The sequence below is a fragment of the Microbacterium sp. GXF0217 genome (assembly GCF_054798195.1).
The window spans coordinates 445200-462647 of record NZ_JBSJZG010000003.1 but is presented as its reverse complement, the minus strand read 5'-3'; the positions used below and the strand labels follow the sequence as shown (position 1 = coordinate 462647).

General features: G+C 69.9%; 15 protein-coding genes. 8 read left to right on the top strand and 7 right to left on the bottom strand.

Features of this window, described 5'->3' with window-relative positions:
- Window position 1: 1 nt before the first annotated feature.
- Complete coding sequence (locus tag ACWAT3_RS08325) at window positions 2-610, bottom strand: class I SAM-dependent methyltransferase (protein WP_460797472.1); 609 nt, start codon at window positions 608-610, stop codon at window positions 2-4.
- A 152-nt stretch (window positions 611-762) separates the two neighbouring features.
- Entirely contained in the window at window positions 763-1584 is an 822-nt protein-coding gene (rsmI, locus tag ACWAT3_RS08320) for a 16S rRNA (cytidine(1402)-2'-O)-methyltransferase (RefSeq protein WP_460797470.1), read from the bottom strand.
- Between the two features lie 36 nt (window positions 1585-1620).
- Here rsmI and ACWAT3_RS08315 point away from each other — a divergent pair, with 36 nt between their 5' ends.
- On the top strand, window positions 1621-3177 hold the full coding sequence (locus ACWAT3_RS08315) for a dolichyl-phosphate-mannose--protein mannosyltransferase (protein ID WP_460797468.1): 1557 nt from the start codon (window positions 1621-1623) through the stop codon (window positions 3175-3177).
- A 24-nt stretch (window positions 3178-3201) separates the two neighbouring features.
- On the opposite strand, the gene ACWAT3_RS08310 is transcribed toward ACWAT3_RS08315, so the two are convergent.
- From ACWAT3_RS08310 to ACWAT3_RS08295, 4 genes are all read right to left on the bottom strand, one after another.
- The gene (locus tag ACWAT3_RS08310) at window positions 3202-3471 is read right to left on the bottom strand and encodes an HNH endonuclease signature motif containing protein (protein WP_460797466.1); all 270 of its coding nucleotides are present in this window, start codon (window positions 3469-3471) and stop codon (window positions 3202-3204) included.
- Window positions 3472-3512: 41 nt separating this feature from the next.
- Window positions 3513-5315, bottom strand: coding sequence for a thioredoxin domain-containing protein (locus ACWAT3_RS08305; RefSeq protein WP_460797464.1), 1803 nt, complete (start codon window positions 5313-5315; stop codon window positions 3513-3515).
- 90 nt (window positions 5316-5405) lie between these two features.
- Entirely contained in the window at window positions 5406-5975 is a 570-nt protein-coding gene (gene msuE, locus ACWAT3_RS08300; protein WP_460797462.1) for an FMN reductase, read from the bottom strand.
- Between the two features lie 74 nt (window positions 5976-6049).
- Window positions 6050-6886, bottom strand: a complete 837-nt coding sequence (locus tag ACWAT3_RS08295; protein WP_460797460.1) for an aldo/keto reductase — start codon at window positions 6884-6886, stop codon at window positions 6050-6052.
- Between the two features lie 102 nt (window positions 6887-6988).
- Between ACWAT3_RS08295 and hrpA the strand changes: the two genes are divergently transcribed.
- From hrpA to ACWAT3_RS08260, 7 genes are all read left to right on the top strand, one after another.
- Window positions 6989-11071 (top strand): ATP-dependent RNA helicase HrpA, encoded by a 4083-nt coding sequence (gene hrpA, locus ACWAT3_RS08290; protein ID WP_460797458.1) that lies wholly within the window; start codon window positions 6989-6991, stop codon window positions 11069-11071.
- A 9-nt stretch (window positions 11072-11080) separates the two neighbouring features.
- Window positions 11081-12025 carry a quinone oxidoreductase family protein gene (locus ACWAT3_RS08285; protein WP_460797456.1) on the top strand — a complete coding sequence of 315 codons (945 nt, stop codon included), beginning with the start codon at window positions 11081-11083 and terminating at the stop codon, window positions 12023-12025.
- 89 nt (window positions 12026-12114) lie between these two features.
- Window positions 12115-13443 carry an O-acetylhomoserine aminocarboxypropyltransferase/cysteine synthase family protein gene (locus ACWAT3_RS08280; protein ID WP_460797454.1) on the top strand — a complete coding sequence of 443 codons (1329 nt, stop codon included), beginning with the start codon at window positions 12115-12117 and terminating at the stop codon, window positions 13441-13443.
- 38 nt (window positions 13444-13481) lie between these two features.
- Window positions 13482-14465 (top strand): Gfo/Idh/MocA family protein, encoded by a 984-nt coding sequence (locus ACWAT3_RS08275; protein WP_460797452.1) that lies wholly within the window; start codon window positions 13482-13484, stop codon window positions 14463-14465.
- A gap of 4 nt (window positions 14466-14469) precedes the next feature.
- On the top strand, window positions 14470-15444 hold the full coding sequence (locus tag ACWAT3_RS08270) for an NYN domain-containing protein (RefSeq protein WP_460797450.1): 975 nt from the start codon (window positions 14470-14472) through the stop codon (window positions 15442-15444).
- Between the two features lie 29 nt (window positions 15445-15473).
- Window positions 15474-16091, top strand: coding sequence for a DUF4166 domain-containing protein (locus tag ACWAT3_RS08265; RefSeq protein WP_460797448.1), 618 nt, complete (start codon window positions 15474-15476; stop codon window positions 16089-16091).
- Window positions 16088-17059 (top strand): epimerase, encoded by a 972-nt coding sequence (locus ACWAT3_RS08260; RefSeq protein WP_460797445.1) that lies wholly within the window; start codon window positions 16088-16090, stop codon window positions 17057-17059. Before ACWAT3_RS08265 ends, ACWAT3_RS08260 begins: the two co-directional genes overlap by 4 nt.
- Window positions 17060-17065: 6 nt before the next feature.
- On the opposite strand, the gene ACWAT3_RS08255 is transcribed toward ACWAT3_RS08260, so the two are convergent.
- The gene (locus ACWAT3_RS08255; RefSeq protein WP_460797443.1) at window positions 17066-17440 is read right to left on the bottom strand and encodes a PLDc N-terminal domain-containing protein; all 375 of its coding nucleotides are present in this window, start codon (window positions 17438-17440) and stop codon (window positions 17066-17068) included.
- Window positions 17441-17448: the final 8 nt, after the last annotated feature.

Sequence of the window (17448 nt, the reverse complement as noted above, 5' to 3'; positions counted from 1 at the left end):
GTCAGGCGCGCCGCGCGATGAGGGCGCCGTGCGGCCGGACGCTGGCCTCACCGACTGCCCGCTCGCGGCGTTCGGAGCTGATGACCGCGAATCCGGCATCCTGCAGCAGCGCGCTGAGAGCGGCGGCATCCCAGAAGTAGGCGGTCGTGACCGCATGCGCGAACGGCTCTCGCGGTGCGCCGTCGAAGAAGCCAACGAGCACGGACCCGCCAGGGGCGAGCACGCGGGCGAGCTCGGCCAGGATCGAGGGCAGTTCCGCCGGCGGGGTGTGGATGAGCGAGTACCAGGCGAGGATGCCGCCGAACGACGCATCCTCGAACGGCAGGTCGTGCAGCGACGCGCGCGTGAGATCGAGGTCGGGGAAGCGCGTGCGCGCCGCGTCGACGAGCTCGGACGAGAGGTCGACGCCGACCGCTTCGCGGCCGCCGTCATGAAGAAAACGCGTCCAATGCCCTGGCCCGCACCCGGCATCGAGAAGCACGCCGTGGCTCGAGTCCCGCCATGTGTCGATGAGCTGCCGGTCGGCGTCCATCTCGTCGACGGACCCGAGGAGCTCGATGTACTCGGCTGCGCGGGCGTCGTATGCGGCGGCGATCGAGGCATCGGTCATAGGCCGAGCCTAGGCACGAGCGACGGCGCGACGCGCGTCCCGCCGCCGTTCCGTCGGAGAAATCCCGAATGTCGGGCGCACAACGCGGATTCCGTCCGACCGCGCGGTTTTCTCCATCGGTCCGACCGTGCGTCAGCGGGTACGACCCTGCGTCAGCGGCTGCGCGCTGCGAGCGCTTGCTGGTAGAGGTCCCGGGAGCTCAGGCCCGTGGCAGCGGCGACTTCCGCGCAGGCATCCTTCAATCGGATGCCTGAGGCGACGAGCGACTGCACCTGCGCTGCGGCATCCTCCGCCGAGATCTCGATCGCCGCCGCGCCATCGACGACGACGACGATCTCGCCTTTGACTCCCTGCTCGGCCCAGGCGACGAGATCGGATGCCGTCCCCCGCCGCACCTCTTCGTACAGCTTCGTCAGCTCACGGCAGACCGCGATGCGCCTGCCTGGGCCGAAGGCCGCACCCATGTCGGCGAGAGACGACGCCAGCCGCGACGGCGACTCGAAGAAGACCATGGTGCGCGGTTCTGCGGCGAGCGCCAGCAACGTCGAGCGCCGCTCCCCCGGCTTGCGCGGCAGGAAGCCCTCGAACGTGAAGCGGTCAGTCGGCAGCCCCGAGATCGCCAGTGCCATGAGCACCGCGCTCGGACCAGGGATGGCGGTCACGGTCACGCCGGCCTCGACCGCCGCAGCGACGACGCCGTAGCCGGGGTCGCTGACCGCCGGCATCCCGGCGTCGCTGACGAGCACGATGTCCTGGTCGACGGCGAGCGCGACCAGTTCGGCCGCCTTGTGCTTCTCGTTGTGGTCGTGCAGCGCGATCAGCCGAGGACGATTCTCGATCTGCAGGCCCTTCAGCAGCCGCTGAGTCGTGCGGGTGTCCTCGGCGGCGACCACTTCGGCGTTCTCGAGCACTTCGATCAGGCGCCGCGACGCGTCGCCGAGATTGCCGATCGGGGTGGCGGCCAGGATGATCACACGTTCAGCTTAGGCGGCACGATCTAGGCTTGAGCCGTGACCGCCCCCGTGCCCCTGCTGCCGCCTCCGGCCCAGCGATCGACGCTGTGGGGGCGCTTCGGCACCCGCTTCCTCGAGGATCCGGAGTGGACACGGCTGCTGCGCTGGTTCGTTCCGCTCCTCATCACCGCGCTCGCGGCGGTGCTCCGGATGGTGAACCTCGACCGTCCGGACACGCTGGCCTTCGATGAGACCTACTACGTGAAGGACGCCTGGGCGCTGTGGGTCCAGGGATACGAGGGCGTCTGGGGCGACGGCGCGAACGAGCAGCTGACCTCCGGCGACACGAGCGCGCTGGGCGACGAGGGCAGCTTCATCGTGCATCCGCCTCTGGGCAAATGGCTCATCGCCCTCGGCATGGCACTGTTCGGGCCAGGCTCGAGCGGAGGCTGGCGCCTGGCGACGGCGATCCTCGGCACCGCGACGGTGCTCGTCGTCTACCTGATCGCCCTCGCGATGACCCGTTCGATCCCGGTCGCGGCGATCGCGAGCGGGATGCTGGCGATCGACGGCCTGAGCATCGTGATGAGCCGGATCGCGCTGCTCGACGGCATCCTCGCCTTCTTCCTCATGCTGGGGTTCCTGTTCGTGATCCTGGACCGACGGCGCACGATCCCCGATCTGGAGCGGCGGGATGGCCAGGCGCCGGACCCCCTCTGGGGCCGCATCCTGTGGCGACGCCCCTGGATCGTCGCGGCGGGTCTCGCCCTGGGGGCGGCGACGGCCGTCAAATGGTCCGGCCTCTACGCACTCGCCGGCCTCGGCATCTACCTGGTCGTCACGGATGCGCTCGCTCGACGTCGCGCCGGCGTCGTGTTCTGGCCGACGGATGCCGCTGTGCGCCAGGGGCCGATCACGTTCCTGCTGCTCGTGCCGCCGGCACTGCTCGTGTACCTGGTGTCCTGGACCGGATGGCTCGTGACGAGCGCGGGGTACGACCGGACGAGCGATCCGAACCCCCTGACGGCGCTGTGGAACTACCACCAGGCGATGTACGGATTCCACGTCGGGCTCGCCACCGGCCATCCGTATGCGAGCCCGGCCTGGCAGTGGCCGCTGCTGCTGCGCCCCACGGCCGTCTGGGTGGACAGCTCGGATCAGTCCTGCTGGGGAACCGACCATTGCATCGCCGTCATCACCGCGTTGCCGAATCCGCTGATCTGGTACGCCGGCGTCGCCGCTGCCGCGTACCTGCTGTACCGATTCATCCGCGGTCTGATCGTCCGCAAGCCGATGCCGTGGCAGTACGGCATTCCGCTCGTCGGACTCGCGGTCACGTACGTGCCGTGGCTGCTGACGCCAGGGCGGACGATCTTCCAGTTCTACACGGTGGCGATGATGCCGTTCCTCGTGATCGCGCTCGCGCTGGCGCTGCGGGATCTCGCCGGGCGTCGACGAGATCCGCTGCACCGGCGCCAGGCCGGTGAGCGCACCGTGATGGTGTTCCTCGTTCTGACGGCGCTCGCGTCGGCGTTCTTCTACCCGCTCTGGGTGGGACTCAACGTGCCGTACACGTTCTGGCTGGTGCACAACTGGCTGCCGGGGTGGGTGTAGCGACCGACGCGAGGTTGCGCATGGTCAGGCCGCCGCACGTCGTCGTCGAGGAGGGATGGCGAGGTGCGGTGAGCGGGCGCGGTGCCAGCTCTGGTGCAGGTCCCACCAGGCGGGGCCGCGGATCTCGGGGACGCCGCGGTTCATGCGGATGACCCATTCGGTCAGGTGCAGCGTGCGGTGATGCCACCAGCACAGCAGGACGCCGTTGTCCGTGCGAGTCGGACCGCCCTCGGCGTGCTCACGGACGTGATGGACCTCGCACCAGGTCGCCGGGACAGTGCACCCCGGAATCACGCATCCGCCATCGCGCACGGTGATCGCCCGTGCCCACGCTCTCAGCGCGCCGCCGGAATCTCCGCGGCATCCGACACCGGCAGCCGGCACACGAACGATCGGCAGTCATATGCGACGGCATCCGCTCCGGCCTTGCCCTCGAACAGTTCGAACCCGGCATCCGCGAACGCCTGCGCCTGCGCAGGTGTCACCACGGCGACCACGTCGGCATCAGCCCCGCGAGCCGCGGCGGCCAACGCGGACGACGGGTCCGACGTCACCACCACCAGCTGACGCGGCGCCTCCTCGAGTCCGGCCGCCACCCGCAGCAGGCTGCCGTGCCCGAACGGATGCCGAAGCGCGGCCTCCGCCTGCGCCCGCACATGCGACTCCGCCGCGGCTCGATACCGCTCGCCCGCACCGAGGCGCCACGCCGTCAGGGCTGCCTGCGCGATCGCCGAGCCGCCGGAGGGCAGGTCGCCATCCGTGTGATCCGGCGCAGCCGCGATGCCCCGCGCGGTCAGCAGCGGGTCGATGTCCGCACCGTCTGTCAGGATGCCGTCGAGCAACGACAGCGCGGTCACGGCCCACGAGGCCTCCCCCGTCGCCGTCGCCAGAGAGAGGAGTCCGTCCGCCAGCAACCCGAGATCGGCCGCCGTCGCGACGGCGCGCGATGCCGAGCCGTCCAGCGACAGCCGCACGAGGCGTCCGTCGTCCCCGCGATTCGTCGCCAGCACGAAGGATGCCGCAGCGACCGCGGCCTCGACCCACGCCGCCTCCTCGAGCGCCGCGCCCGCACGGGCGAGTGCGCCGATCGCCAGACCGTTCCATCCCGTGATGACCTTGCCGTCGACGGCGGGCGGCTCGAGCCCTGCGCGCTCCGCGCAGTCGCGCAGGTAGTAGCCGCCCTCGCTGCGCTCACCGTCGATCCAGGATTCGGAGTCCTGCGCAGCGCCGAACCCTCCGCCGTCGACACGGAGGGTCTCGAGCAGGAACGGCGCGATTCCGCGGGCCGTCGCGTGATCGCCCGCGCGCAGGGCGGCGTCCAGCAGCTGGGCGTTGTCGGTCAGCATCCGCTCGTAGTGCGGAACCGTCCAGTTGCGCTCGGTCGCGTAGCGGAAGAACCCGCCGTCCGCATCGTGCAGCGCGGATGCGGACATCGCCGCGAGCGCACGAGACGCGGCGGCCGCGGCATCCGGAGCGTCGGCCCGCACCAGCGGCGTCTGCAGGAAGGCGAGCGTCGTCGCGACGGGGAACTTGGGCGCCCCGCCGAACCCGCCGTGCGCACGATCCTCCTGCGCGGCGATCGACTCCGCTGCCGCGACCAGCGCCGCCGTGGTCGGCAGCTCGCTCGACACGGAGGCGGATGCTTCGGCGAGCGCATGCGCGACGGCATCCGCCGACTCCACCACTCGGTCGTGACGCACCGTCCACGCCTCCTGCACCGCGGCGAGCACATCGCGGAACGAGGGAAGCTGCCCGCGCGACTGGGGCGGCCAGTAGGTTCCGGCGTAGAACGTGCGCCCCTCCCCCGTCGCGAACACGGTGAGCGGCCAGCCCAGGTTCTGCGTGAAGGCGGATGCCGCGGCCATGTACGCGCCGTCGACGTCCGGATGCTCCTCGCGATCGACCTTGACGTTCACGAAGTCGCGGTTCATCGTCGCCGCGACCTCCGGATCCGAGAACGACTCCCTGGCCATGACGTGACACCAATGGCATGTGGAGTAGCCGATCGAGATGAGCATCGGCACCCCGCGGCGCCGCGCTTCCTCGAAGGCCTCCGCGCCCCACGGATACCAGTCGACGGGGTTGCCGGCATGCGCCCGAAGGTACGGACTCAGGGTGTCGGCGAGCCGGTTGGTCATGGCTCCACGGTACGCCGCCCACATTTGAGACCCACGCCGCCGAGATCGAGACGCACGCCGCTGCCGGCGCCGGGGCCCGGACCCGGACCGTCAGCCGGCGAGCACCTCGACCGATCTCGTCGCGGCGTATCCCACCAGCGGCAGGGCCCGGTCGGCCGCGAGCGCGATCCTGTTGCGCAGGATCTCCGAGGTGATGACGTACCGGTCGAAGTCGGTGTCGCTGGCATAGACGCCGATCGGCAGCGTGAGCGCCTGGAAGAACGCGAACAGCGGTCGCAGCTGATGCTCGATGATGAGAGCGTGCCGCTCGCCGCCGCCCGTCGCGGCGAGCAGCACGGGTTTGCCGACCAGGTCGTACTGGCCGATGAAGTCGAAGAGATGCTTGAACAGCCCGGTGAAGGATGCCCGGTACACCGGGCTGCCGACGATGAGCAGGTCGGCCTGCTCGATCGCGACCAGTTGCGCCTCCACCTCCGGCGAGAGATGGTCGCGGCGCAGTGCGCCGGCGAGCGCCGGGCCGATGGTGGTGAGTTCGATGACCGTGATCTCGGCTGGCGCGCGCTCGGCGACCGCATCCGCGATCGCACGGACGAGAGCGGTCGTCTTGCTGGGCTCGTGGAGCGAACCGGACACGGCCACGATGCGATAGGGAGCTGTCATGTCTGAGGACGGTACTCGCGACGACGCCCCGTGGCGCACGAGGCGACACGGGGCGTCATGTGACGTGAGATGACTCAGTTGAGCTCGTTCGGGTGCGCGCCGACGCGACCCGTTCCATCCAGCGGGTCGAGGGCGTCGATCGCGTCGACCTCGGCATCCGACAGTGTGAAGTCGAAGACGTCGATGTTCTCGCGGAGCCGCTCGGCGTGCACGGACTTCGGGAACACGATGAAGTCCTTCTGCAGGTGCCAGCGCAGCACCACCTGGGCCGGAGACTTTCCGTGCGCCGTCGCCGCCTCGGCGATGGCCGGCGTGCCGAACAGGTCGTACTTGCCCTGGCCGAGCGGGCCCCACGACTCGATGCGGATGCCGTGCTCGGCCGCCCACGTCGTCACTTCGCGCTGCTGGTAGGCCGGGTGCAGTTCGATCTGGTCGACGGCCGGGATGACCTGGGTCTCGGCGACGATGCGCTCGAGATGCGGCACCAGGAAGTTCGAGACGCCGATGGAGCGGGCGAGACCCTGCTGACGGATCTCGATGAGCTTCTGCCACGCGTTGACGTAGTTGTCCTTGGCCGGCGTCGGCCAGTGCACAAGGTACAGGTCGACGCGATCGAGGCCGAGCTTCTCGAGGCTCTCGGCGATCGCGGCATGCGCTTCTTCGCCGTCGTGGCGGTCGTTCCAGAGCTTGGTCGTGATGAACAGTTCGTCGCGCGGGATGCCGCTGGATGCGATCGCCGCACCGACGCCCTCCTCGTTGCCGTAGATCGCCGCGGTGTCGATGTGGCGGTACCCGACCTCGAGTGCTTCGGAGACAGCACGCTCGGTGTCGGCCGGATCGACCTTGAAGACGCCGTAGCCGAGCTGGGGGATCGAGTGGCCATCGTTGAGAGAAAGCGTGGGAATCGTCATGCGATCCAGCCTAGAACCGGTCAGCCGGTTCCGGGCAGGTCAGTTGCGATCCGGACATGCCCGTCGACGATCAGGACGCTCCGCGTCGTACGATGGAGGGCTATGTCCTCCCCCGTGATCACGTACCCCGCCGAGCTGCCCGTCAGCGCGGCCAGGGACGAGATCGCCGACGCGATCCGCGCGAATCAGGTCGTCATCGTCGCGGGTGCCACCGGATCGGGCAAGACGACCCAGCTACCGAAGATCTGCCTCGAGCTGGGCCGCGAGCGCATCGCGCACACGCAACCTCGCCGGCTGGCCGCCCGCACGATCGCCGAGCGCGTCGCAGAGGAGCTGCAGGTCGAGCTCGGGGGCCTCGTCGGCTACAAGGTCCGATTCACCGATCAGGTCTCAGACGCCACGCAGATCGCCCTGATGACCGACGGCATCCTCCTGAACGAGATCCATCGCGACCGGCTGCTGCGCCGCTACGACACGATCATCATCGACGAGGCGCACGAGCGCTCGTTGAACGTCGACTTCCTGCTCGGCTACCTCACCCGGATCCTGCCGGAACGGCCCGATCTCAAGGTCATCATCACCTCGGCCACGATCGATCCCGAGAGCTTCGCCCGGCACTTCGCGGATGCTGATGGCGAACCGGCACCCGTGATCGAGGTGTCGGGACGAACCTTCCCTGTCGAGATCCGGTATCGCCCCCTCGTCGATGAGACCGCGGAAGGCAATCCGGCGAGCACGGCCGGTTCAGGGGCTGCGCGGGCGACGACCGGCGCCCGAGCTGCATCGGGCGCCGCAGGCGAGCCCGGTGACGAGGTCTCGGCGATCGTCACGGCGCTGCGCGAACTCGACCGCGAGGCCGCCGGCGACGTTCTCGTCTTCCTTCCCGGTGAGGCGGAGATCCGGGATGCCGCGGATGCCGTGCGCTCCGCGTACGCGAAGGACCGCTCTCCCACCGAGGTCCTGCCGTTGTACGGACGGTTGTCCGCCGCCGAGCAGCATCGCGTGTTCGAACGCAGCCGTGTCGCCGGCGTGCGCCGCCGGGTCGTCCTCGCGACGAACGTCGCCGAAACGAGCCTTACCGTCCCGGGGATCAAGTACGTCATCGACGTCGGCACCGCACGGATCTCGCGCTACAGCAACCGCTCCAAGGTGCAGCGCCTGCCGATCGAGGCGATCTCGCAGGCCTCGGCGAATCAGCGCTCTGGACGCGCAGGGCGCACCAGTGACGGCATCGCGATCCGGCTCTACTCCGAAGAGGACTTCGACAAGCGCCCGGAGTTCACCGAACCGGAGATCCTGCGCACCTCGCTCGCCTCGGTCGTGCTGCAGATGCTCTCTCTCGGTTTCGGCGACATCCAGGCGTTCCCTTTCCTCACCCCTCCGGATTCGCGCGGAATCAAGGCCGCGTTCGATCTGCTGGTCGAACTGGGCGCGATCACGCTGGCGGGCGACACCCCGAGACTCACTCGCATCGGCCGCGACATCTCCCGGATGCCGATCGACCCGCGCTTCGCCCGCATGCTCGTCGAGGCGGCGAAGACGGGCGTCGTCGCGGACGTGCTCGCCATCGTCTCCGGCCTGTCGATCCAGGACGTCCGAGAGCGCCCTTCTCAGGATGCCCCGCAGGGCATACGCGACGAAGCCGACCGCTCGCACGCGCGTTTCGCCGACCCGACCAGCGACTTCCTCTCGATCCTGAACCTCTGGAATCACCTGCGCGAGCAGCAGCGAGAGCTCGGCTCGAGCGCGTTCCGCCGCATGTGCCGCGCCGAGCACTTGAACTATGTACGCGTCCGGGAATGGTTCGACGTGCACCGCCAGCTGCGGTCGCTGGTGAAGGATCCCTCGCGCGAGCGCGGCGAGTCGAGAAGCCATGCCGGCGAGGAGCGCAGTCCGACCCAGTCGGATGCCGTGCACCGGGCGCTGCTGAGCGGGTTGCTGTCGCAGATCGGCATCCTCGATGAACGCACCGCGCCAGCCAAGGGAGCGAGCAAGACGCCCCCGAAGGACGCCAGGCGCCGAGTCACTGAGTACCGAGGCGCCCGCGGCATCCGCTTCTCGATCTTCCCCGGCTCCGCCCTGCGCAAGAAGAGCCCCAGCGCGGTCATGGCGGCCGAGATCGTCGAGACCTCGCGCATGTTCGCCCGCACGGCCGCCGCGATCGACCCGGCGTGGGCCGAGGCGCTGGCCGGCGACCTCGCCAAACGCCAGGTCTCGGAGCCGCACTGGTCGAAGGATGCCGGAGCCGCCGTCGCCTTCGAGAAGGTGATCCTGTTCGGCGTCGAGATCATCCCTCGCCGCCGCGTCCCGTTCGCCCGCATCGACCGCGCAGCGGCCAGAGAGCTCTTCCTGCGGCACGCTCTCGTCGAGGGCGAGTGGGATCCGAGCCGGATCGACAAGCGTGTGAGCGCGTTCTGGCGCAGCAACGGCGAACTGCGCAAACGCCTCGAGAAGCTGGAGGAACGCGAGCGGCGCCGCGACATCCTTGCCGGCGACGAGGCGGTCTTCCGCTTCTACGACGAGCGCATCCCGGCCGATGTCTTCGACGTGCGCTCGTTCGAACGGTGGTGGCGCGAGGCGCTCCTGAAGACGCCGAAGCTGCTCGTCATGCGCGAGAACGATCTGCTCGACGACGCCGATCGCACTGACCGGAGCGAGTTTCCGACGCGATGGACGCAGGGCGACCAGGTTCTCGGGCTCGCGTACCGCTTCGAGCCCGGCGCACCGGACGACGGCGTGAGCGTCGTGATCCCGTTGGCGCTGCTCGCTCAGATCGAGGACCGCGGCTTCGACTGGCAGGTACCAGGGCTGCGCGCGGAGCTCGTGACCGCACTGCTGCGCGCCCTGCCCAAAGTCATCCGTCGGCACGTCGTTCCCGCCGCGGACTGGGCCGAGAAGTTCGGTGCGGAGATCGCGGCCGGCGGCCCAGAGCATCACAGCGGTCTGCCGACCGCGACGCTCAAGGAGTCGCTGGCGAAGCTCATCCAGCCACTCGCGAATCAGCCGGTCGCGGCATCCGACTTCGACGAGGATCGGGTGCCCGGGCACCTGCGGATGAACTTCCGCGCCGTCGACGAACGCGGCCGCGTGGCGGGGTCGGCGAGGGATCTGTCGCAGTTGCAGGACGACCTGGCTGACCGAGCGCGGGCGAGCGTCGCGCGTTCGATCGCTCGACCGGCAGAGAGTCGGGGTCGGCGACCGGAGACGGCGATGGCGGATGCCCTTCGACAGGCTCAAGGAGCTGGAGATGCGGGTGCTCACGCTGCCTCCCCGACGACGACATCGGCGTTCGTCGCCCAGGACGGCCTCACCGGCTGGACATTCGGCGCACTCCCCGAGGTGCTCGACACCCGCGTCGCCGGCGGCGTCGTCCGGGGCTATCCCGCGATCGTGGATGCCGGCAAGACTGTGTCCGTCCGCGTGGAGGCCACGGCGGATGCCGCCGCGAAGGCGACGCGCGAGGGCATCCTGCGTCTCGTGCTCCTCAACGTGCCGTCGCCGTCGTCCTACGTCCAGGGCCATCTCACCAGCCAGGAGAAACTGGCGCTGGCGGCCTCGCCGTACCAGAACGTCGCCGCGCTCATCGAGGACGCGCGGTCCGCGGTGGTCCGCAGCATGATCGATGCGGCCACCGGCTCCGCAGCGTCGACACCGGGCAGTGGGATCGTCCGCACCGAGGCCGATTTCGCCCGTGTCCGCGATGCCGTCAGTGCCGGGCTCGTCGATCAGCTGTTCAGCTGCGTGTCGCTCGTCGCGCGAATCCTGACGAAAGCGCGCGACGTCGAGCGCGGCCTCAAGTCGCAGAACTCGCTCGCCCTGCTGGGGCCGCTGAACGACATCCGCTCCCAGCTCGCCGCCCTCGTGCGCCCCGGGTTCATCTCGGCGATGGGCGTCGCGCGCCTCGCTCATCTGCCGCGCTACCTCGACGGCATGCTCGAGCGCCTCAACATCCTCGCCAACGAGCCGGGCAAGGACCGCGCGCGCATGACCGAGTACGAGCGCATGGCGCGCGTTTTCGAGGAGGCCGGCGGCACGATCCCCCTGCCTGCGGATGCGCCGCCCGCGCTGGTCGAGGCCAGATGGCTGCTCGAGGAGTACCGGATCAGCGTCTTCGCCCAGCGGCTCGGCACGGCCCAGCCGGTCTCGCCGCAGCGCATTCAGAAGGTGCTGTCCGGCGCGCGGTAGCCTGGCCGCATGGCACGCGCGATCGTCTACACCGAAATCGGCACCCCCGACGTCCTGGACCTGATCGAGATCCCTGATCCCGTCGCCGGCCCCGGCGAGGTCGTGGTGCGGATCGAAGCAGCCGGAGTCAATCCGCTGGACGCTAAGCTGCGCCGCGGCGCTCGCCCGTCGCCGCCCATCACCGAACCTCGACGTCTCGGCTTCGACGGCGCGGGCACCATCGAGACGCTCGGAGACGGCGTCACCGGATACGCCGTCGGCGACCGCGTCGCGATCCGCGACACGGTCGGAACCTACGCGACGCACCTCGCCGTCCGGGCGGAGCGCCTGTCTCCGCTGCCGGATGCCGTCACCGCCGAAGAGGGCGCGAGTCTGGGCATCCCGATCGGCACGGCGTACCAGTGCGTGCGATCGCTGGGCGTCGACGCCGGCGACACCCTGCTGATCCATGCCGGGTCCGGTGCCGTCGGGCAGGCTGCGATCCAGTTCGCCGTCGCGAGGGGTGCCACGGTCATCGCGACAGGCAGCCCCGCCCGTCATGCGCAGTTGCGCGAGCTCGGAGCGATCCCCGTGGCATACGGCGACGGCCTCGCCGACCGCGTCCGCGAGGCGGCGCCGACGGGCGTCACCGCTGCACTGGACTGCATCGGCACGGACGAGGCGATCACGGTATCGAAGCAGCTGGTCGCCGATCAGGAGCGCATCGCGACGATCGTGCGCGGTCCCGATGCCGCCGCACTCGGCATCAAGGCCTTCAGCGGGGGTGCGCCGCAGCCGCTGACCGCCGAGGAACTGGCGTGGCGCGCCGAGGCCGTACCGCTGGCGATCGAGCTGCTCGCCGACGGCGACTTCCAGATCGAGCTCGGTCCGGAGCTTCCGCTCGCCGACGCGGCCCGCGCCCACGAGCTGATCGAAGAGCATGCCGCGCGCGGCAAGATCATCCTGACCCCCTGATGCCCGCCCTCTGACCCCGGCAGTCCGGCCTGACGCAATACTTCGACACACGCACGCAGACGCGCGCGGCTCGCCGGGACAATGGACGGATGACCGCTTCCGCCGAGCCAGGCTCGACCGCATTCGCCACCAGGCAGATCCAGGCCGGCTATGTCCCCGGCACCCCGCAGAACAGCGCCGTTCCGCCGATCTACCAGACCGCCGCGTTCCAGTTCGCCTCGCTGGCGGATGCCGCAGATCTGTTCGCGCTCCGCAAGGCGGGCAACCTGTACAGCCGCAACGCCAGCCCCACCCAGCAGGTACTCGAGGACCGCGTCGCCGCCCTCGAAGGCGGCGTCTCTGCGGTGGCCGTCGCCTCCGGTCAGGCGGCCGTCGCGGTCACCCTGCTCGCTCTCGCGGGTCGCGGCGGGCACATCGTCGCCGCAGACCAGCTCTACGGCGGTACGGTCGACCTGCTTCAGGACACGTTCGACGACTTCGGCATCCCTGTGACGTTCGTCGATCAGGACGACGCGGATGCCTGGCGCGCGGCAATCCGTCCGGACACCAGGGTGCTGTTCGCCGAGTCCGTCGCCAACCCGATCGCCCAGGTGCTCGACATCCGGCTGGTCGCCGACATCGCGCACGAAGCCGGTGTCCCGCTCGTGATCGACAACACGGTCGGGACGCCCTACCTCGTGCGCCCCGGCGAGCACGGCGCCGACTTCGTCGTGCACTCCGCGACCAAGTTCCTCTCCGGCCACGGCACCTCGCTCGGCGGCGTGGTCGTCGATCAGGGCACTTTCGATTTCGGCGCGCAGCCAGAGCGGTGGCCGCATTTCACCGCCGAGTACAAGCGCGTGCCCGGACTCGTGCTGTGGGAGCGCTTCGGCCAGGGCTTCGCGTTCGGCGCCCTCGTGAAGTCGAAGTACGTCCACGATCTCGGTCCTTCGCTGTCGCCCTTCAACGCCTGGCAGATCCTGCAGGGCATCGAGACGCTCGATCTGCGGGTGTGCCGTCAGTCGGCGACGGCGTTGACCGTCGCCCAGCACCTGGCACAGCATCCGAAGGTCGCGGCCGTCCACCACCCCGGCCTCGCGGGCAACCCGTGGAACGCGCTCGCCCAGCGGTACCTGCCCCGCGGCGTGCCGTCGGTGTTCTCGTTCGACCTCGCGGGCGATATCGCCGGCGATGAGGACCCGGCAGCGCACGCACGTGCGGCCACGGTGATCGATGGTCTCGCGGTCGTCCGCCTGATCGCGAACATCGGCGATGCGCGCAGCATGGTCGCCCACCCGGCATCCATGACGCATTCCCATCTGACCCCCGCCCAGCGGGTGGCGGCCGGCATCTCGCTGAACACGATCCGGTTCTCCGCGGGCCTCGAGGATCCGGGCGACCTCATCGCCGATCTGGATCAGGCGCTGGCCCTCCTCTGACGGGACGCCGGGTCCGAGGCGGCCGGTACGCTGGGGGCATGACCGGACTGCGCTGGGGAATCCTCGCCACTGGCGGCATCGCCGCCTCATTCGCCGCCGACCTCCGCACAGAAGGCCTCGATCTCGTCGCGGTCGGCTCGCGATCGCAGGAATCGGCCGATGCGTTCGCCGCGCGCTTCGACATCCCGCGCGCACACGGCTCGTACGAAGCGCTGGCTGCCGACCCCGACGTCGACATCATCTACGTCGCGACGCCCCACCCGATGCATCACGCGGATGCCCGTCTCGCCCTCGAACACGGCAAGCACGCGCTCGTCGAGAAGGCGTTCACGGTCACCCGCGCCGAGGCGGAGGACCTGCGGACGCTCGCCGCCGAGAAGGGTCTCCTCATCATGGAGGCCATGTGGACGCGGTACCTGCCGCACATGATCCGCATCCGCGAGCTGATCGCGGACGGCGCGCTCGGCGAGATCCGCGCGGTCACGGCCGACCACACGCAGCTGATCACCTCCGACCCGTCCCACCGTCTGAATGCGCTCGAACTCGGCGGCGGCGCCCTGCTGGATCTCGGCATCTACCCGATCTCGTTCATCTGGGACATCCTCGGCGCGCCGGAGACCATCAAGGCCGTCGCGCGGTTGGGCGACTCCGGAGCGGATGCCGAGGTCGCCACCGTCATGACCCATGCCGGCGGCGCGGTGTCGACGAGCCTGTCATCGGCCCGTGGAGCGGGGCCGAACACGGCATCCATCATCGGCACCGAGGCGCGCATCGACATCGACCGGGTCTGGTACACCCCGACGTCGTTCCGCGTGGTCGGGCCGGATGGCACGGTCCGCGAGAACTACGTCTCGGAGGTGACCGGCCGCGGCATGCAGTACCAGGCGCTCGCGGCCGAACGGCTCGTGACGAGCGGAACGATCGAGGGGGACGTCCTCCCGGTCGCCGAGAGTGCCGCGATCATGGGCACACTGGATGAGATCCGCGCCCAGATCGGCGTGCGGTACCCGAACGAGGGATGACACGATGGCCGAACCGCAGGACACCCGCGTCGCCGTCTACCTGGACTTCGACAACATCGTCATCTCCTGGTACGACCGCGTTCACGGCCGCAACGCCTACGGCAAGGACCGCCAGCGCATCACCGAGAACCCGAACGACCCGGAGGTCGCCGAACGCCTGAAGCGGGCGATGATCGAGGTCGGCGCGATCATCGACTACGCGGCGTCCTTCGGGACCCTCGTCCTCACGCGCGCCTACGCGGACTGGTCCTCGCCGGTGAATGCGGTGTACCGGTCGCAGCTGGTCGCCCGCGCCGTCGATCTCGTCCAGCTGTTCCCCGCGGCCGCGTACGCGAAGAACGGTGCGGACATCCGTCTCGCCGTGGATGCGGTCGAGGACATGTTCCGCCTCCCCGACCTCACGCATGTCGTGATCGTGGCCGGCGACAGCGACTACGTGCCGCTCGCCCAGCGCTGCAAGCGGCTGGGTCGCTACGTCATCGGCGTCGGAGTCGCCGGGTCCACCGCGAAGTCGCTGGCGGCCGCCTGCGACGAGTTCGAAGCCTACGACTCGCTTCCCGGTGTCGTCCGGCCCGCGCCCAAGGCTGCCGAACCCGCCCCGGAGCCTGTGCCCGTCGTCGAGCCGGATGCCGCGGCCGACACGGATGCCGCAGCCGGTGCCCCCGCGAAAACGAAGCCCACCCGATCGCGCTCGCGAAAGGCCCCGAAAACCGTGGAGCCGGAGGCCCCGCCCCTGACCGAGCAGGAGGAGGCGACGCGGCTGCTCGAGCGCGCGCTGCGCCTCGGGCACGACAAGGCGGATGCCGACGAGTGGCTGCACAGCTCGGCGGTGAAGACCCATATGCGCCGCATGGACCCGTCCTTCAGCGAGAAGGCGCTCGGATACCGGTCGTTCTCCGACTTCCTGAAGTCCCGTGACGCGATCACGGAGCTCGAGGAGACCGGTCACGAGCGGCTGGTCCGGCTGCGGGAGCGCTGACGCACGATCGGTCCGAGTACGCTCGAATCATGAGGCACCCCTCGACGTCCCCGTACGCACGAGCGCTGGGGTCGCGGCTGCCTCTGCTGGATCCGCCGACGCAGCGCTACTTCGCGGCGGTCCCCGAGGGGCACGTCGGCATCGGCGAAGGCGTGTTCGAGCGCGTCGGCACGCGGCACCGGTGGCTGCTGCCGCTGATGCGTCGCCTGCAGCGCCGTGGAATCGTCATCGCCGGCTGGTACACCGACGTGCCGTTCCGCATCGAGAACCGCACGATCGCGGGTCGCGCGATCTCCGAGCGCACCTTCTTGCTCCCCGAAGGCGACTGGGTGATGCGGGATGCCGTGGCCCTGAAGCCGCACGGCCGACTCGTCGATGAGCTGGGCGAACCGCCTCTGGTGGCGGCGAGCTTCGATGTCGCGACCGATGCGGGCGCGCTGCGCCTCACGAGTCGCGCGATCGGCATGCGCCTCGGCCGCCTTCGCCCCCGAGTCTCGGGTCGGCTGATCCCCCGCATCCGGCTGCGGGAGGGCCTGGATGCGGACACCGGCCTCCAGCGCATCGAGCTGACGATCGACGCACCGGTGATCGGCCGCATCTACGAGTACGTCGGCACCTTCAGCTACCGGATCGAGGAGGAAGCATGAGCGCGGGCCGTGTCGTCATCGGCGGATCGTCGGGATTCATGGGGCGCCACCTGACCGCGAAGTACCGGGCCGAGGGCCGCGACGTGGTCACCGTCTCGCGCTCGGGCGCCGACCTCGCGTGGGCGGACCAGCCAGGCATCGACGCCGCGGTCGACGGCGCCGCGCTCGTGATCGGTCTGGCGGGCAAGAGCGTCAACTGCCGGTACACGCCGGCGAACCGCGCCGAGATCTTCTCCTCCCGGCTCGAGACGACCGCCGCTCTGAGCGACGCGATCTCCCGCGCCGTGAACCCGCCGGCGCTCTGGGTGAACTCGTCGACCGCGACGATCTACCGGCACGCCGAAGACCGGCCGATGACCGAGTCGACCGGCGAGATCGGCACGGGGTTCTCCGTCGAGATCGCGAAGGCATGGGAGCGGGCGCTGTTCGCCGCCGATCTTCCCGCGACGCGGCGTGTGGCCCTGCGCAGCGCGATCGTGCTGGGGCACGGCGGCGTGCTCGGTCCGCTGCGCTCGCTGGCGCGCCTCGGCCTGGGTGGCGCTCAGTACGACGGCCGATGGCCGGTGAGTGCGCGCCGACGTGAGGCCGGCACCGCCCACGTCCTGGGCGCGCGGCGAGGCCGACAGCGGTTCAGCTGGGTGCACGTCGACGACGTCGCGGGCATCATCGACTTCCTCGAGGACCACCCGGAGCTGGACGGTCCCGTGAACGCCTCGTCCCCGAATCCGGTGGACAACACGACATTCATGGCCACCGTGCGCGAGGTGCTCGGGGTGCGGTTCGGTCCGCCCATGCCGCGGTGGATGCTGGAGCTCGGCGCCATCGGCATCCGCACCGAGACCGAGCTGATCCTCAAGAGCCGCTGGGTGATGCCCGAAAAGCTCACCGCTGCGGGGTACGCGTTCCGCTACCCGACGCTGGAGGACGCGCTGCAGGAATCGTTCGATCGGGAGCGCATCGCGAGCTGAGCGCGCTCAGGCCTCGCCGCGGTCCTGCTTGCGCTTCTCGATCTCTTCACGCAGCCGCCATTCCTCGATCTCCCGGTCGAGATCGGCGATCTGCTGCTCGGTCGTCCGGGTGTCCATCGGCACCGTCGGCGCCGCCGTCTGAGGGGACGGCGGCTGACTCGCGCGCTGTCGCCGCGGCATCCTGGGCATCGAGACCCCCTGCGAGTCGTACTCTCGGCCGAGGACGAACCACAGGACGCTGCCGATGAGCGGCAGCAGGATGACGATGATGAGCCAGACCATCTTGGGCAGGAACCGCACCCGCGAGTCGTCGCGCGTGATGATGTCGATCAGCGCGCCGATCATCAGCGCGATCGTCAGCAGCATGAAGAGGAACGGCATGAGAACAG

Coding starts and splice junctions, on each gene's coding strand:
- ACWAT3_RS08325 (WP_460797472.1), bottom strand. CDS start 610: ATGACCGATGCCTCGATCGCCGCCGCATACGACGCCCGCGCAGCCGAG.
- ACWAT3_RS08305 (WP_460797464.1), bottom strand. CDS start 5,315: ATGACCAACCGGCTCGCCGACACCCTGAGTCCGTACCTTCGGGCGCAT.
- msuE (WP_460797462.1), bottom strand. CDS start 5,975: ATGACAGCTCCCTATCGCATCGTGGCCGTGTCCGGTTCGCTCCACGAG.
- ACWAT3_RS08295 (WP_460797460.1), bottom strand. CDS start 6,886: ATGACGATTCCCACGCTTTCTCTCAACGATGGCCACTCGATCCCCCAG.
- hrpA (WP_460797458.1), top strand. CDS start 6,989: ATGTCCTCCCCCGTGATCACGTACCCCGCCGAGCTGCCCGTCAGCGCG.
- ACWAT3_RS08285 (WP_460797456.1), top strand. CDS start 11,081: ATGGCACGCGCGATCGTCTACACCGAAATCGGCACCCCCGACGTCCTG.
- ACWAT3_RS08280 (WP_460797454.1), top strand. CDS start 12,115: ATGACCGCTTCCGCCGAGCCAGGCTCGACCGCATTCGCCACCAGGCAG.
- ACWAT3_RS08275 (WP_460797452.1), top strand. CDS start 13,482: ATGACCGGACTGCGCTGGGGAATCCTCGCCACTGGCGGCATCGCCGCC.
- ACWAT3_RS08270 (WP_460797450.1), top strand. CDS start 14,470: ATGGCCGAACCGCAGGACACCCGCGTCGCCGTCTACCTGGACTTCGAC.
- ACWAT3_RS08265 (WP_460797448.1), top strand. CDS start 15,474: ATGAGGCACCCCTCGACGTCCCCGTACGCACGAGCGCTGGGGTCGCGG.
- ACWAT3_RS08260 (WP_460797445.1), top strand. CDS start 16,088: ATGAGCGCGGGCCGTGTCGTCATCGGCGGATCGTCGGGATTCATGGGG.
- ACWAT3_RS08255 (WP_460797443.1), bottom strand. CDS start 17,440: ATGCCGTTCCTCTTCATGCTGCTGACGATCGCGCTGATGATCGGCGCG.